14 protein-coding genes and 2 pseudogenes are annotated in these 16,395 nt (G+C 61.4%); 10 read left to right on the forward strand and 6 right to left on the reverse strand.

The annotated features are described in order from the left end of the window. Window positions 1-132: pseudogene (locus ASR47_RS27755) on the forward strand (IS481 family transposase); the annotation flags it as partial. Here ASR47_RS27755 and ASR47_RS00515 read toward each other — a convergent pair. Both ASR47_RS00515 and ASR47_RS00520 read right to left on the reverse strand, forming a co-directional pair. Then, the gene (locus ASR47_RS00515; RefSeq protein WP_065305825.1) at window positions 129-494 is read right to left on the reverse strand and encodes a VOC family protein; all 366 of its coding nucleotides are present in this window, start codon (window positions 492-494) and stop codon (window positions 129-131) included. The pseudogene ASR47_RS27755 and the gene ASR47_RS00515 sit on opposite strands and share 4 nt — an antisense overlap. Before the next feature lie 77 nt (window positions 495-571). Next, entirely contained in the window at window positions 572-1,333 is a 762-nt protein-coding gene (locus tag ASR47_RS00520; protein ID WP_065305826.1) for a DUF6597 domain-containing transcriptional factor, read from the reverse strand. A gap of 121 nt (window positions 1,334-1,454) precedes the next feature. On the opposite strand from ASR47_RS00520, the gene leuS reads away from it, so the two are divergent. From leuS to ASR47_RS00565, 9 genes are all read left to right on the forward strand, one after another. Beyond that, on the forward strand, window positions 1,455-4,094 hold the full coding sequence (gene leuS / locus ASR47_RS00525) for a leucine--tRNA ligase (RefSeq protein ID WP_065305827.1): 2,640 nt from the start codon (window positions 1,455-1,457) through the stop codon (window positions 4,092-4,094). A gap of 4 nt (window positions 4,095-4,098) precedes the next feature. Further along, window positions 4,099-4,716: an LPS-assembly lipoprotein LptE gene (locus tag ASR47_RS00530; protein WP_065305828.1), complete on the forward strand. Its 618-nt coding sequence runs from the start codon at window positions 4,099-4,101 to the stop codon at window positions 4,714-4,716. 9 nt (window positions 4,717-4,725) lie between these two features. Next, on the forward strand, window positions 4,726-5,742 hold the full coding sequence (gene holA, locus ASR47_RS00535) for a DNA polymerase III subunit delta (protein WP_065305829.1): 1,017 nt from the start codon (window positions 4,726-4,728) through the stop codon (window positions 5,740-5,742). Between the two features lie 27 nt (window positions 5,743-5,769). Next, entirely contained in the window at window positions 5,770-7,035 is a 1,266-nt protein-coding gene (locus ASR47_RS00540) for a glutamate-5-semialdehyde dehydrogenase (RefSeq protein ID WP_065305830.1), read from the forward strand. Between the two features lie 65 nt (window positions 7,036-7,100). Further along, window positions 7,101-7,538, forward strand: a complete 438-nt coding sequence (locus tag ASR47_RS00545) for a CopD family protein (RefSeq protein WP_065305831.1) — start codon at window positions 7,101-7,103, stop codon at window positions 7,536-7,538. 11 nt (window positions 7,539-7,549) lie between these two features. After that, entirely contained in the window at window positions 7,550-8,164 is a 615-nt protein-coding gene (locus tag ASR47_RS00550; protein WP_065305832.1) for a 2-hydroxychromene-2-carboxylate isomerase, read from the forward strand. 160 nt (window positions 8,165-8,324) lie between these two features. Beyond that, window positions 8,325-9,530 (forward strand): THUMP domain-containing class I SAM-dependent RNA methyltransferase, encoded by a 1,206-nt coding sequence (locus ASR47_RS00555; protein WP_425402716.1) that lies wholly within the window; start codon window positions 8,325-8,327, stop codon window positions 9,528-9,530. A 75-nt stretch (window positions 9,531-9,605) separates the two neighbouring features. Further along, window positions 9,606-10,895, forward strand: a complete 1,290-nt coding sequence (locus ASR47_RS00560; RefSeq protein WP_217270508.1) for a multidrug effflux MFS transporter — start codon at window positions 9,606-9,608, stop codon at window positions 10,893-10,895. Between the two features lie 343 nt (window positions 10,896-11,238). After that, window positions 11,239-14,211 (forward strand): YjbH domain-containing protein, encoded by a 2,973-nt coding sequence (locus ASR47_RS00565; RefSeq protein ID WP_082988628.1) that lies wholly within the window; start codon window positions 11,239-11,241, stop codon window positions 14,209-14,211. Between the two features lie 101 nt (window positions 14,212-14,312). Here the strand turns inward: ASR47_RS00565 and ASR47_RS00570 are convergent, their stop codons facing one another. From ASR47_RS00570 to ASR47_RS26755, 4 genes and pseudogenes are all read right to left on the reverse strand, one after another. Further along, complete coding sequence (locus tag ASR47_RS00570) at window positions 14,313-14,855, reverse strand: diacylglycerol kinase (RefSeq protein ID WP_245714212.1); 543 nt, start codon at window positions 14,853-14,855, stop codon at window positions 14,313-14,315. Window positions 14,856-14,952: 97 nt separating this feature from the next. After that, on the reverse strand, window positions 14,953-15,219 hold the full coding sequence (locus ASR47_RS26250) for a hypothetical protein (RefSeq protein WP_082988629.1): 267 nt from the start codon (window positions 15,217-15,219) through the stop codon (window positions 14,953-14,955). A 772-nt stretch (window positions 15,220-15,991) separates the two neighbouring features. Beyond that, the gene (locus ASR47_RS28305; RefSeq protein ID WP_150127608.1) at window positions 15,992-16,282 is read right to left on the reverse strand and encodes an HNH endonuclease; all 291 of its coding nucleotides are present in this window, start codon (window positions 16,280-16,282) and stop codon (window positions 15,992-15,994) included. 3 nt (window positions 16,283-16,285) lie between these two features. Beyond that, a pseudogene (locus ASR47_RS26755) lies at window positions 16,286-16,395 on the reverse strand (IS5/IS1182 family transposase); the annotation flags it as partial.

Genomic DNA, 16,395 nt, shown 5'->3' on the forward strand with positions numbered 1-16,395 from the left:
GAGCGGGCCAACATGCTCAAAGAATGGAACCATCACTACAACTGGCACCGGCCGCATCAGGGCATTGCTGGCAAGGCCCCGATGTCACGGCTCAGATCCGGCCAGAATAACCTCTTGCAACTTCACACCTAGGCCACCTTGGCGGTATCGAAATGCGGATTGTCGATCAGCCCGATCTGGTTGCCGAACGGATCGAGCAGCTCCACCGTGCGAATGCCTCCGCCCACATCCGTCAAGGGGTGGTGCACAGTGGCGCCCAGTGCAATCAAGCGCTCGACTTCCTGCTCGATGCCATCGACGCCCCAGTAGGTGACGCTGCCCTGGGCGCCGGGCTGGCCGTCCGGCAGCAGGCCCAGCTCGAAGCCGCCGATAGTGAAGCCGACATAAAACGGCTGGTCGAAATAGGGTTCCGTGTTGAACGCCTGGCTGTACCAGGCCTTGGCCTGCTCCAGGTCGGGGACGGGATAGGTCACGGTGCGCAAGCCTTTGATCATGTTTTTATCTCCTGTGTAGTGAGTGAATGGCGCCAGCATGCCATGGCTACCAGCGCCGCGATTGTAAAAATGGAAGCTCATCTGCGTGCCGCCAGCCAGGCCTGCGGCGAGGCGCTGGCGAAGTCCTGGAAATCGTGGATCAGGTGCGACTGGTCGAAGTAGCCATATTGCAGGGCGACCTGGGCCCAGTCGGCCTGCGCCGGCAGTTGTTTCAGGGCGCTGTTGACGGCGCGAAAGCGGCTGATGCGGGCAAACAGCTTGGGACTGATGCCCACCTGCTGGCGAAACTGCAGCGCCAGGTGCTGGCGTGACACGCCGAGCTGGGCCGCCAGCTGGTCCACGCGCAGGCTACCCCGGGCCTTGTCGATCAGCGCCACCGCGCGCCGGGCCAGGCCGCAGTCGGCTGGCAGCGGATGACGCCGCAGGCGCAGCAGCAAAAAATCTTGCAGTATCTGCATGCGTTGCGCATCCGGCAAGGGATAGCTCCACAGCGCGTCGCCCAGGCGCGCCGCCAGATCGCGCCCCCATAGCTGCTGCAAATCCGTGCGTCCATCGTTGAGTTCGCAAAGCGGCAGCTGGAAAAAGCGCGCCGCCGCGCCGGGCTTGAAGCGGGCCGCCACCGTCTGCACCAGGCCATGGCTGATGACGTTGATGGGCGCCGTCATCATGCCGACGGCAAAGCTGGCATCCTGCCGGTCCTGGCACAGGATGTCGATGCAGTTGTCGGGCAGCACCTGGTGCGCCAGCGGCGTGGCGCCTGCCTGCACGCGGCAGGTCCAGACGCAGTCCAGCCAGGGCCGCAAGGCGGCAACGGGGGCGGTTTCCTGGTAGATGAACATGGCCGGCGATGAAGAGCATGAGATTGCCGCATCTTACACAGCATTTTTGTCAGCCTGCAAAATGCAGGCCTGCGACAACCAGTATAATGCTCGGTTCATATCCACTAATTGGTCGCACATCATGCAAGATAAATATAGTCCCGCCGACGTCGAACAAGCCGCCCAATCGCACTGGAAGGCCATCGAGGCCTACAAGGCTGTCGAACACGACCCGCGTTTCCCGAAAGGCAAGTATTACGCTTGCTCGATGCTGCCTTACCCTTCGGGCAAGCTGCACATGGGTCACGTGCGCAACTATACGATCAATGATGTGATGTACCGCTACCTGCGCATGAACGGCTACAACGTGCTCATGCCGATGGGCTGGGATGCGTTCGGCATGCCGGCCGAAAACGCGGCCATGGCCAACAACGTGCCGCCGGCGCAATGGACGTATTCGAACATCGCCCACATGAAGCAGCAGATGGAGTCGATGGGCCTGGCCATCGACTGGTCGCGCGAAATGACCGCCTGCAAGCCCGAATACTATAAGTGGAACCAGTGGATGTTCCTCAAGATGCTGGAAAAAGGCATCATCTACAAAAAGACCGGCACCGTGAACTGGGACCCGATCGACCAGACCGTGCTGGCCAACGAGCAGGTGGTTGACGGGCGCGGCTGGCGCTCGGGCGCGCTGATCGAAAAACGCGAAATCCCGATGTACTACGCGCGCATCACCGACTACGCCGATGAATTGCTGGCCTATGCCGACGACAAGCTGCCGGGCTGGCCCGAGCGCGTGCGCACCATGCAGACCAACTGGATCGGCAAGTCGACCGGCGTGCGCTTCGCCTTCCCGCACCAGATCAAGGATGCCGATGGCGCGCTGATCGGCGACGGCAAGCTGTATGTCTTTACCACCCGTCCTGACACCATCATGGGCGTGACCTTCTGCGCCGTGGCCGCCGAGCATCCGCTGGCGATCCACGCCGCGCAAAGCAACGCCGCACTGGCCGCCTTCAACGCCGAATGCAAGCTCGGCTCCGTGATCGAAGCGGACATGGCGACGATGGAGAAGAAGGGCATGCCGACCGGCCTCCATGTCACCCATCCGCTGACGGGCGAGCAGGTCGAAGTATGGGTCGGCAATTACGTCTTGATCACCTATGGCGACGGCGCCGTGATGGGCGTGCCGGCGCATGACGAACGTGATTTCGGCTTTGCCAAGAAATACGATCTGCCGATCAAGCAGGTGATCGAAGTCAAAGGCCAGGAGTTCTCGCTTGAGGCCTGGCAGGAATCGTACGCCAGCAAGGAAGGCGTGTGCATCGCCTCGGGCAAGTACGATGGCCTGCACTTCGCGTCCGCCGTCGATGCGGTGGCTGCCGACCTGGCGCAGTTGGGCCTGGGCGAAAAGAAAACCACCTTCCGCCTGCGCGACTGGGGCATTTCGCGCCAGCGCTACTGGGGCACGCCGATCCCGATGATCCATTGCGCGGACTGCGGCGTGGTGCCGGTGCCGGAAAAAGACCTGCCGGTGGTGCTGCCGGAAGACTGCGTGCCGGACGGCACCGGCAACCCGCTCAACAAATACGAAGCCTTTTTGCAGTGCGACTGCCCGCAGTGCGGCAAGAGCGCGCGCCGCGAGACCGACACCATGGACACTTTTGTCGATTCGTCGTGGTACTACATGCGCTATACCTCGCCGGGCAGCAATGACGCCATGGTCGACGAGCGCAATGACTACTGGATGCCGATGGACCAGTATATCGGCGGCATCGAACACGCCGTGATGCATTTGCTGTACGCGCGCTTCTGGACCAAGATCATGCGCGACTTTGGCCTGGTCAAGTTCGACGAACCGTTCGTCAATCTGCTCACGCAAGGCATGGTGCTCAACGAAACCTATTACCGCGAAGACGCGGCCGGCAAGAAGACCTGGTTCAATCCTGCCGACATCAATTTGACGATGGACGACAAGGGCCGCCCGCAAGCGGCCACCCTGGTGGCCGACGGCGCGCCGGTGGAAATCGGCGGCACGGAAAAAATGTCGAAGTCGAAGAACAACGGCATCGACCCGCAAGCGCAGATCGAGCAGTACGGCGCCGACACCGCGCGCCTGTTTACGATGTTCGCCTCGCCGCCGGAACAGACGCTGGAATGGTCGGGCAGCGGCGTCGAAGGCGCCAACCGCTTCCTGCGCCGCGTGTGGAATTTCGGCTACGCCCAGTCGGCGGCGATCCAGTCGGCCTTGACCAGCGGCGGCGCGCCGGCCACCGGCGACGCGCAGAAAAATCTGCGCCGCGAACTGCACAAGATCCTGCAGCAGGCCGATTACGACCTGAAACGCATCCAGTACAACACCGTGGTGTCGGCCTGCATGAAGATGCTCAACACGCTGGAATCGGCCAAGCTGGACGACAGCGCGCAATCGAAAGCGCTGATTGCCGAAGGCTATTCGATCTTCCTGCGTCTGTTAAATCCGGTCGCGCCGCATATCACCCACGTCTTGTGGGAAGAACTGGGCTACGCCGGCGTGCATGGCGATTTGCTCAACGCCGAATGGCCGCAGGTCGATCCGCAGGCGCTGGTGCAGTCCGAGATCGAAATGATGATCCAGGTGAACGGCAAGCTGCGCGGCTCGATCACGGTGTCCAAGGATGCCGACAAAGCCAGCATCGAGGCGCAGGCGCTGGCTTGCGAAAGCGTGCAGAAATACATCGAAACCACGCCGAAGAAAGTCATCGTCGTGCCGGGCAAGTTAATCAGCATCGTGGTGTAACCTTATGACGACTTCTTCTTCCGGTTTTCTGGCGCGCGTGCGCGTCCGTGCACGCATCGTGTTCGCCGTGTGCCTGGTCTTGACCCTGTCGGCCTGCGGCTTTCATTTGCGCGGCTCGAACGGCAGTTTCATGCTGCCGTTCGCGACGATGAACATCACCTTGCCCGATTCGTCGCCGCTGGCGATCGACCTGAAGCGCTATATCCGCGCCATCGGCAGCACGGACATCGTCGACACGCGCGAGGCGGCCGACGCCGTGCTCGATGTGCTCGGCGACCCGGAGAGGAACCGTACCAAGTCCATTTTGTCGCTCAACAGCAATGGCCGCGTCAGCGAGTACCAGCTCGGGTATTCGATCAATTTCCGCGTCGTCGACAAGGCCGGCAACGTGCTGCTGGCACCGACCGTCATCAGCCTGACGCGGCCGATCACCTTCAACGAATCGCAGGTGCTGGCCAAGGAAACGGAAGAAGCGGCGCTGTACCGCGACATGCGCAACGACCTGGTGCAGCAGATCATGCGCCGCCTGGCCGCCATCAAGCCGGTGCTGCCGGCCATGTCGGTGGCGCCAGTTGCCCCGGTTACGCCGGTCACACCTGTCGCGCCGGCAGTGCGGCAGTAAGGGTCCGCCATGCAATTGCGGATAGACGCGCTCGACGCGCATGTGGCCAAGCCGCTGGCGCAGCTGTATGTGATCACCAGCGACGAACACCTGCTGGCGCTGGAGGCGGCCGACAAGATCCGCCGCGCCGCGCGCCAGCAGGGCTATACCGAGCGCGATGTGCTCAGCGTCGAGCGCAGTTTCAAGTGGGGCGAGCTGCTGGCGGCGAATCAGGAGCTGTCGCTGTTCGGCGACAAAAAGCTGATCGAATTGCGCATCCCCACCGGCAAGCCGGGCAAGGACGGCGGCGCGGCGCTGCAAAGCTATGCGAAAAACCTCAGCCCTGATAACCTGACCCTGATCACCCTGCCCAAGCTGGACTGGGCCACGCAAAAGGCGGCCTGGGTCGCCAGCTTGCAGCAGGCGGCCGTCTACATCGATATCCCGAACGTGGAACGGGCGCAGTTGCCGGCCTGGATCAGCCAGCGCCTGGCCGCGCAGGGGCAAAGCGCCGAGCGCGCCAGCATCGACTTTATCGCCGAACGGGTGGAGGGCAACCTGCTGGCGGCGCACCAGGAAATCCAGAAGCTCGGTTTGCTGCACCAGCCGGGCAAGCTGACGTACGAGCAGGTGCAGGATGCGGTGCTGAACGTGGCCCGCTATGACGTGTTCAAGCTGTCCGAAGCGATGCTGGCCGGCGACCCGGCGCGCCTGGTGCGCATGCTCGAAGGCCTGAAAGGCGAGGGCGAGGCGCTGCCGCTGGTGCTGTGGGCGGTGTCCGAGGAAATCCGCACCTTGCTGAAACTGAAGGCGGGCATGGCGCAGGGCCGCCCGCTCGGCGCGCTGCTCAAGGAATTGCGCATCTGGGGTCCGCGCGAGCGCATGATGGAGCCGGCCTTGCGGCGCGTGTCGCTGCCGGTGCTGGAAAGCGCGCTGCAGGAAGCGGCGCAGGTCGACAAGATGATCAAGGGCTTGCGCGCAAAAGCACACGCGGGCGACGCCTGGGATGCACTCTTGCAGCTGGCGCTGACGATTTGCAGAGGCTAAGGTTACGTAACCACTATGGATAACAGCATGGATATCAAACAGTATATGCAAGACGTGGGCATCCGTGCCCGCGCCGCCTCGCGCGCCATGGCGCGCGCCGACAGCGCCACGCGCAACCGCGCCTTGAGCCTGATCGCCGCGGCCATCGTGCGCGACGCCGACCTGCTGCGCGCGGCCAACCGGCGCGACCTCGATGCCGCCGCCGCCGCTGGTCTCGCGCCGGCCATGCTGGACCGCCTGACCCTGTCCGATGCGGCGATCGCCACCATGGTCGAAGGCCTGACGCAGATCGTCGCGCTGGCCGATCCGATCGGCGAAATCTCGAACATGAAATACCGCCCGACCGGCATCCAGGTGGGCCAGATGCGCGTGCCGCTGGGCGTGATCGGCATCATCTACGAAGCGCGTCCGAACGTGACGGTGGACGCGGCAGGCCTGTGCATCAAGAGCGGCAACGCCACCATTTTGCGCGGCGGCTCGGAAGCGATTCACTGCAACCGCGCGCTGGCCAAACTGGTGGCCGAAGGCCTGGCCGGCGCCGGCTTGCCGCAGGACGCGGTACAGGTGATCGACACCACCGACCGCGCCGCCGTCGGCGCCTTGATCACCATGCCGGAATATGTCGACGTGATCGTGCCGCGCGGCGGCAAGGGCCTGATCGCGCGCCTGATGGAAGAGGCCACGGTACCGATGATCAAGCACCTCGACGGCATCTGCCACGTGTATATCGACGCCAAGGCCGACCTGGCGAAAGCGCTGGACATCGGCTTCAACGCCAAGTGCCACCGCTACGGCACCTGCAACACCATGGAAACGTTGCTGGTGGCGCGCGCGATTGCGCCACAAGTGCTGCCGCAGCTGGCCGAGCGCTATCTGACCAAGCAGGTGGAACTGCGCGCCGATCCGGAAGCGCTGGCGATCCTGGCAGGCTATCCGCACCTGGTGGCGGCCACCGAAGAAGACTGGCGCACCGAATACCTGGCCGCCATCCTGTCGATCAAGGTGGTCGACGGCATCGACGAGGCGATGGACCATATCAACCAGTATTCGTCCAGGCACACCGAAGCGATCATTACCGAGGACTACAGCGATGCGCTGCGCTTTTTGCGCGAAGTCGATTCGGCCTCGGTGATGGTCAATGCCTCGACCCGCTTTGCCGACGGCTTCGAATATGGCCTGGGCGCCGAGATCGGCATCTCGAACGACAAGCTGCATGCGCGCGGCCCGGTCGGCCTCGAAGGCCTGACCTCGCTCAAATACGTGGTCTTCGGCCACGGCGAAGTACGCACATAGCAGCACGCGGGCCGTCCACGGGGCGGCCTGCTTCTTTCGTTTCACACTTCACCGCGGATACCCACATGGCATTTCTCTGGATCAAAGCATTCCACATTATTTTCGTCATCTCCTGGTTCGCCGGCCTGTTCTACCTGCCGCGCATTTTCGTCAACCTGGCGATGGAAACGGAAACCGTGGCCACCGAACGATTGCTGCTGATGGCGCGCAAGCTGTACCGCTTCATGTCGCTGCTGGCGCTGCCGGCCATGGTGCTGGGCCTGGCCCTGCTGTGGATGATGTTTGGCGGCAGTGCGGGCGGCATGAAGATGCCGGGCTGGATGCACGCCAAGCTGACCTTCGTGGTGCTGCTGCTGGGCTACCACCATGCCTGTGGCGCCATCCTGCGCAAGTTCGAAAAAGGCATCAACCAGCGCAGCCACACCTGGTTCCGCTGGTTTAACGAAGTGCCGGTGGTGATGCTGCTGGCGGTGGTGGTGCTGGTGGTGGTCAAGCCTTTCTAACGGAGACGACGATGAATGCAAGCCAGAACAAGGTGGTGCAGTATTTCTTTGCACCCCATTCGCCATGGACCTACCTGGGCCACGCGCGCGTGATGGAGATCGCCAAAAAGACCGGCGCGCAGATCGACGTGCGCCCGTTCGACCTGGGCAAGGTCTTCAGCGTCTCCGGTGGCCTGCCGCTGGCCAAGCGCGCGCCGCAGCGCCAGGCGTACCGGCTGGCCGAACTGGCGCGCTGGTCGGCGTTCCTGCAAGTGCCGTTGAACCTGCAGCCGAGGTTTTTCCCGGTGTCGCCGGAAGCGTCGGCCAAACTGATCATCGCCACCCGCCTGGCGCACGGTGTCGACGCCTCCTTGACCCTGGCGCACGCCATCATGCGCGGCGTCTGGGCTGAAGAGCGCAATATCGGCGACGAAGAGACCCTGGCGCAGATCGCGCTGGACGCCGGTTTCGACGGCCGCCAGCTGCTGAAAACTTCGGAGACGGCCAGCGTGCAGGCCGAATACGACGCCAACACCGAGGCCGCCACGGCGGCATCCGTGTTCGGCTCGCCCTGGTACATCGTCGATGGCGAAGGCTACTGGGGCCAGGACCGCCTCGATTTTGTCGAGCGCGCGCTGGCGAAGTGAATTTTAAACGTAGGTCGGATTAGCGCTCCGCGCGTAATCCGACAAGCTCAGTCGGCGGCTGTAAATGTCGGCTTACGCCCTGGCGGGCTAAGCCGACCTACGCAAGATGTCGCTGGGATTTCAAGTAAATTGTTTTTAACGGATAAAAGGTATCCTCACCATGGCTTCATATTTTTGCCCATGCCCGCGCGGCATGGAAGCGGCGCTGGCCGAAGAACTGGGCGAGATCGCCCAAAATAGTGCGACCATGAAGGTGCACAACCAGGTACCGGGCGGCGTCCACTGCTCGGGCGACCTGGTCGATTCCTACCGCATCAACCTGCATTCGCGCATCGCCTCGCGCGTGCTGATGCGCATGGCCCATGCCGGCTACAAGACGGAAAACGACATCTACGACCTGACCCTGGCACAGCCGTGGGAAGACTGGTTCGGCGTGCACCACACGATCCGCGTCGACGTGACGGCCGTCAAGTCGCCGCTGCGCAGCCTGGAGTTCACCACGCTCAAGATCAAGGACGCGATCTGCGACCGCTTCCGCGACCAGTTCAACGAGCGCCCGTCGGTCAATACCAAGACGCCGGACATGCGCATCGTCGGCTTCCTTGACGCGCACACATTTACGGTCTATCTCGATACATCCGGCGAAGCGTTGTTCAAGCGCGGCTGGCGCGAAGAGACGGGCGACGCGCCGCTGCGCGAAAACCTGGCCGCCGGCCTGTTGCGCGTGTCGGGCTGGAAGCCGGGCATGGTGCTGTTCGACCCGATGTGCGGCTCGGGCACCATCCTGGCCGAAGCGGCGCAGATGGTGCAGGGCATCCCGCCGGGCGCCTCGCGCCGCTTTGCCTTTGAAAACTTCCACGACTTCGATCCGGCGCCGTGGAACGCCCTGCGCAACGCCATCACGGCCAATCCGCTGCCGGCCGAACCGACGATTTTCGGCAGCGATATTTCGGGCGACATGGTGGCCATGACGCGCCACAACCTGCGCTGCGCCGGCGTGCGTTTCGACGTGCCGCTGAAACAGATCGAAGCGCAGGAAGTCAAGCCGCCCAGCGATGTGGCCGGCATCATGCTGACCAATCCGCCGTACGGCGAGCGTATCGGCGTGCGCGGCGACAGCACCTTGCCCGAAGACGAATTGTCGACCTCGTTCTACTCGGCCATGGGCACCACCCTGAAACAGCGCTTCGCCGGCTGGACCGTATTCCTGTTTACGGCCGACCTGGGCCTGCCGAAACTGCTGCGCCTGAAAGAAGCGCGCAAGACGCCATTCTTTAACGGCGCGCTGGAATGCCGTCTGTTCCGCTTCGATATGGTGGCCGGCTACAATCGACGCGAAGAAGCGAAGCCGAAGCCGCAGCAGTAATCGAGTCGCATAGCAAAACCCTGCAGTAACCCGCGCGCGGACCGATGCCGGTTCGCGCCGCCACCTTGGACAGCCATGTTTCCCACCCCGCCGGCCGATGTGCCGCCCGATCCCGTCACGCCTATTCCGCCTCCCGTACCCAGCCATATGGCGCCGCTCAGCCGTGGCGCGCTGGCGGTGTTGTTGGCCGGCATGTCGATGTTGGGACCGCTCTCGATCGATACCTATCTGCCGGCCTTTGGCGCCATCCAGGATTCCTTGCAGGCCTCGCCGCTGGAAGTGCAGCAGTCGCTGACGTTCTATATGCTGGCCTTTGCCGGCATGGTGCTGTGGCATGGCGCGCTGTCCGACGCCTTCGGGCGGCGCAACCTGATCCTGGTGTCGCTGGCCCTGTTCGCCATCGGCTCGCTCGGCTGTGCCTCGGCCCATACCGTGCATTACCTGTGGTTCTTCCGCATGCTGCAAGGCGTGTCGGCCGGCGCCGGCGTGGTGATCAGCCGCGCCATCATCCGCGACCTGTATGCCGATGCGGCGGCGGCGCGCCTGCTGTCGCTGGTGACGATGATCTTTTCGATCGCGCCGGCGCTCGCGCCCATCCTGGGCGGCTGGATCGTCATCTGGTTTGACTGGCGCTCGATCTTCCTGTTCCTGGCGTTTTATACGGTGGTGCTGCTGGCGTTTTGCTACTGGCGCCTGCCGGAAACGTTGCCGCTGGCCCGCCGCCAGCCGTTCAATCCACGCTTCCTGGCCAAAAGCTACGGCGAGATCCTGCGCTCGCCGTTGTTTCATATCAAGGCCGGCATTGTCGCCCTCAACTTTGGCGGCCTGTTCCTGTTCATTACGGCGGCGCCGGAAATGCTGCCGCGCCAGCTGGGACTGGGGCCATCCGAATTTGCGTGGCTGTTCATTCCTTGCGTGAGCGGCATCTTTCTGGGCGCGGCGGCGGCCAACCGCCTCGCCGGCAAAGTCACGTTTGCGCGCCAGATCGGCATCGGCTTTGCCTTTTTGCTGTGCGCTGCCAGCGTCAATGTGGCGTTTCACCTGTTCCTGCCACCGGCCTTGCCCTGGAGCGTGCTGCCGCTGTTCTTCTACACCTTCGGCATGTCGCTGGTCGGCCCGGGCGCGACGCTGCTGGCGCTCGACCTGTTCCCGCATATTCGCGGCACCGTTGCCTCGTGCCAGGCCTTCGCCACCACCTTGATGGGCGCCATCGTGGCCGGCGTGATCACGCCGATACTGTCCGGTTCCGTGTTGTGGCTGGCATCGGGCCAGCTGGCCATGACGGCGCTGGCGCTGGTTCTGTGGCTGATTTCACGGCGCTTCCGGCATCGCCTGGTCAGGCTTGCTGAGCCTGGCACGGTCTGATCGGCCGGCATTGAATGAAGCGAAGGAAATGCGCCGGCGATTGTACCGAACACGAAACAAGTCACCCATTTCGTACAAGAAAACAATGTTAAAATCTCGCGGCGTGGATGATTGACGGCCTGACGATGCGGTTTGCAAGGTCCATTGCCATCACCTTTTTAGCGGCAAACTGAGGTTCGGCAGTCATGCTCACAGTTGGCTTTTTTTTGTTTCTTCAAGTTGCTTCAGCCGATAGTACCTCTGAGTATCTTGTCAGAAATTCCAGATGCAGGATAGAGAGATAAGGTAGTCGGATTTGTTAAGCGTACTCAGAAAATCAGTCAAATACACGTGGTGCGGATGCATGATCATCGGTGCTCCCGTCGCGTTTTCGGCGACCCCCAATCACGGCGGCCAGTCCGGCTATATCAATATGCCGAGCGCGGTGGTGGAGCCGGACGGCACGTTCGGCGTCGGTTACAGCTATGACAGTCCGTATGGCCAGTTGTGGGTGACGTCGAGCATTTTTCCGTTCCTGCAGATGACGGGGCGCTATGTATCGATTACCGGCATTCCTGGTTTTACGAACGTCGCCGGGGAATATGGCAGCGGCTATGGCCGCTACAAGGACAAGGTCGTCGACGCAAAACTGCGTCTGTGGCAAGAAACAACTTGGTTGCCGTCGGTCTCGGTCGGTGCGACCGACTTGTTTGGTACCGAGCTGTTCAAGGGGCAATATGTTGTTGCCACCAAAACGTTTGGCGCCACCAAAAATATCGAGGCCAGTTTCGGCTACGCCCGTAAACGTCCCGATGGCCCGTTTGCAGGCGTGCGCTGGACGCCTGCGGCCCTGCCGCGCTGGTCGGTCGTGGCCGAGTATGACACGACCAATTATGTGCGTGATTTCCGTGCCGCCGAGACCGCTGCCGGCAAGCGCAGCAAGGGGCCTGCCTTGGGGCTGGAATACCGCTGGGGCTGGCTCGCGTTGCAGGCGGCCCGCGGCCGCGACCAGTTCAGCGTCAACGCCTTTGTCAGCATTCCATTTGGCGAACGCGAGTTCATCCCCAAGGTGTTCGAGCCGGCCTATTTTGTCGATGACAAGAATCCACCGCCGCTGCCGACCAGAGAGCAATGGCACAACGACGCCGGCTATGGCGCCGATCTGGTGAATGCCCTGGTCAAACAGGATTACAAGAATGTCCGCGTCGTTCAAGAGGGAAATACGCTGGCGCTGACCCTGACCAACAGCCGCATTTCCAACCTGGGCCGCGCCATCGGCCGCGCCGCACGCACGACCTTGGCATTTACGCCCAAGGGCGTGAGTAATATCCGCATCACGTATACCAAGCTCGACCAGCCGATCGCTACCTATGAGTTCGTCGACCTGCCAAGTCTGAAGGATTATTTTGCAGGCAAGATCGACCGCAAGGCTTTCCTCGATGTCGTGCTGGTGCGCTATCCGGAAAGAAGCGATGTCATCCGTGATAACCAGCAAGCATGGCTGAACGAATTCCTCGACCGTTCGACGCCGGTCAAGCCAGCGCTTGCCGCTGCCGCGCCTGGCGTGGTACCGGAGACGGGGGGGGCGCCAGTTACTGCGCCGTCAGGGACGGTTCCTGATAATGTGAGCGCCACAATCCCAGTGCCGGCGGTCGTCAAGGCTCCCAACGCCGTCCAGAACGATGGCAAGCTGGCGGTGGGCATGGGGGTCGATGGCGATGTGGTACAGGTCAAATCGCTCGATCGTGAAGCGAACCGTTTCAAGATTGCGCCCAAGGTCGGTTTCTTTTTCAACGATCCCAGTGGCGCCTTCCGCTATTCGATCTCGGCGGTGGCCAATTACGACCGGCGCCTGGGCGATGGCTGGTATCTGAATGGCGCGGCCAGCCTGCAATTGCTGGAAACCGTGTCGGGCGTCACGCAGCCATCGAACAGCGAATTGCCGCATGTACGCAGCGATGTGGCGAAATACATGCGCGACGGACGCTTTTCACTGAGCCGCATCCTGTTGAACAAATATGACAACCCGGCCGAGGGCGTGTACACCCGCCTGTCGGCCGGTTTATACGAAGACATGTTCCGCGGCGTCGGCGCACAGGCGCTGTATTTGCCGAAAGACAGCCGCTGGGCCGCCGATCTGGCAGTCGACGCGCTGCAACAGCGTGGCTACAAGGGACTGTTCGATACACTCGACTATAAAACTGTTACGGCGATCGGCTCCCTGCATTACCGCCTGCCATACGATATGACCGTGACGGCGCGCGCCGGCCGTTTCCTTGCAAAAGACACGGGTGTGCGCATGGAATTCAAGCGCCGCTTCCAGTCAGGTATCGAAGTGGGCGCCTGGTATACGCATACCAACGCCAACGATATCACCACGCCAGGCAAACCCTCCGATCCTTACCAGGATCGCGGCATTTTCCTGTCGGTGCCGCTGAACAGCATGCTGCCGATGGATACACAGGCGGTAGCCGGTTTTTCGATTTCGCCATGGACACGCGACGGTGGACAAATGGTTGCTTCGCCGGGCGACCTGTACGATTTGATGGAGCGTCCGCGTGCCGACATGCAAAGCTACGACGGCCTTGGCAATTTTGCGGAGCGTGCCGACGAGCAGAACCTGGCGGCGGTCAATCCGCCGGTCCGGCCATTTGTCAGCCCCTGGCCAGCCATGCGCGCACGCCTCGAGCAATCCTCGTCTGCGATGCCTGAGCCTGCCGACTGGGTCAAGGCGACCGCATTGGTCGGTGGGGTGGTGCTGGCGACGGCGCTGAGCGACAAGCCGGTCGACCGTTTTGTCAAGAAACACCAGGATTCGAGCGTGCTGCGCAACTGGGACAAGGTGGGCAAAGCCATGCCGTTCGCCCTGGTGGGTGCCGCCGGCGCGGCCTTTGCGCTGGGCGACGATCGCATGCAAAATATCGGCCTGATCTCGATGCAGTCGGTCGCTGCCGCAACCGGCCTGGCGCTGGTGGGGAAATATGCGATCGGCCGCGCCCGTCCCGATGAAGATCGCGGTCCGTGGACCAGCGTGGGCGAAGGCAAGAAGCGTTCGGATGCTTCCTTCCCATCGGGACACTCAACAATCGCGTTTGCCGCCGTAACGCCGTTTGCCCAGGAATACGACGCACCGTGGCTGTATGGCGTGGCGGCGCTCGGTTCGGCTGGCCGTGTCGCTGGCCGCAAGCACTGGGTCTCCGACACCGTCGCTGGCGGCATCCTGGGCTATGCCGTGGGTACCTGGCTGTGGCAGGCACAGCGTGACCAGAGCAAGTCGGGTTTGTCGATCAATCCGGGACCGAAGGAAATCAGCGTTACCTGGCAGAGCAAGTATTAAACATTGATCATTGATCAGCCGGTGCTGCGGGGCAAAACCCTGCATCGCCGGCTTGCGCCGCAGTCCGGCTCATCTCTCTGTAAAGATCGGCATGCCATCTTTCACATCTGAAAATATTCAATCAAAAAAGCAATAAACACCGCCACCGCGCTGATGCTGAGCAGCAGCACTGCGCCTGCGGCGCAATCCTTGGCGATTTTAATGCTGGGATGCAAGGCGGGGTGCACATGGTCGATCAGCTGCTCCAATGCCGTGTTGAACAGCTCCGCCGCCAACACCATGCCGCAGTTAAGCAGCAGTAGCGCCCACCAGATCATGGATGGCCTGGCGCACGCCAGCACGATCACCACGACCAGGGCGGCCAGGCATTGCAGGCGGAAGCTCGATTCCGTGCGCAGGGCGGCAGTGATGCCATGCAAGGCAAAAACCACGCGTTTGTGAAAAGGCTGGTTTTTCATCGGAATGAGTGTGCTACGGCTAAATGAATGGCAGGCATGAAACAAATTTGGTGTAAAGGTGGAATACATGGCAAAGGCAGGCCAGCTTGCTTCGCGCATGGCGACAGCGCATGCCGAATTCCTGGCGGAAAAATAAAGAGCCCGATTCAAATGAAAGGGGCTCTTTATTTTTGAGATGGGCATCATTGACGCTGTCATCTCGCACCACATCAGGCCCTTGCTTCCCGGATGAAGATCAGCCGGTCGGCCTGGCCTGCCTTGCGCTGCCTGGGCAGCACAGGGATTAGTGGTGGCTGGTGCTGGCGTGGTGGCTGGTGGTGCTCGAATCCGAGCTTGCTGCGCCGGCGACGACAGCAACGGCTGCGCCGATGGCGATCAGGGCGCTGGTGCTCAGGCCAGCAACGGTGCCGCCGACAGCAGCGCCGGTAGCGCCAGCCGCAGGAGCTGCTGCTGCTGGTACTGGAGCGCCGCCAACTGGAGCGGTGGTTTGTGCCAGCACTTGCGCCGAAGCGAAGCAGAGGATTGCCGAAGCGATCAGAACTTTTTTCATGGGATATCCTTTAGGGTTTAACAGGGAGGTAAAACGCAAACTTATGACTCTAGTACACGATTGTAGCAACATTCCACACATAAGTCTGCGACGCACACTCGTGATGGCAATAATTAAAGGCAATCAACATCTATCTTAAAGCATTTCTTTGCTTTCCCCGCAGCTTGTTGTTCAAAATTCACAAAAAACCGTGGAAGGGCGCATGCCACAAGGAAATTACTGTCCGTGCACCGGTACCGCAGGGTGGCATGCCGTGCACTTGAACGTTTGCCAAGTGCTTGCCATCGCGCGTAAAATGCACTCTTCGCGGGTGTAGCTCAATGGCAGAGCAGAAGCTTCCCAAGCCCCTCCACCTCGTCAAGAGCCACTGTTCATGCGGCTTCGAAGCGCATGAGTCTGCGATCACACCAAAACTCCAGCTTAATCAACAAGTTACGCGCCATCACATTTTCGACCCCACATCGATTCGAAAAAGCTGCTGATACGCTGTGATGGCCGGTCGAAAAAATCTGACTGTTGGTCGTGCCGTCGCTCAGTGACAACAGAAACTTTTGCCGAGTTTGCGTTTGTAGCGAAAATGTTGAGGAGCAGGAGGTCGAGGCCCCTTGCATGACAATTTCACACGGCACCAGCTGCGCATTCCTTTGCAGATACAATCGAACAACGTACACATCCGGTCAACGGTGCGCTATGAGCTGCATGTCCGCTGAAGAAGGTGGATAGGCCGCAGAATTTTGCACCAATAGGGAGCATTGGAGGGGAAGATTGACGACTACTCCTTTCGGTAGATGTGAACTCGGTGCCATTCCAGGTACTGTCGCTGATTCGGTGAGGGCAGTATGCGCAGGCGCATGGTGCAGGTCAACCCAAGCGTTTCAAGTTCATGATTGGTTAGGTCGCGAGCGATAAGTAGCTTTCCGTCGTCATCGAACGATATAAATCCCATGTCAAACGCTGCATCAACCTGTGGTGCTAGAAGCAGAGCGTTATGTATGTCAAGTCTCTCAATGTCTGTGGACTCTGCCCATCGTTTTATGTGCGAGGCCCTTAGAGACGGTTTAATAACTTAGCGGAAATTTAGTCGATGCAGCAGCAACGATCCCATGGCGAGGTAAATCATGTTTTCCGAAACGTCAATGCGCTGCTCATAGTCCCGCACCAGGCGTCGGTAACGCA

Source organism: Janthinobacterium psychrotolerans (genome assembly GCF_001677885.1).
Classification (GTDB): domain Bacteria; phylum Pseudomonadota; class Gammaproteobacteria; order Burkholderiales; family Burkholderiaceae_D; genus Janthinobacterium; species Janthinobacterium psychrotolerans.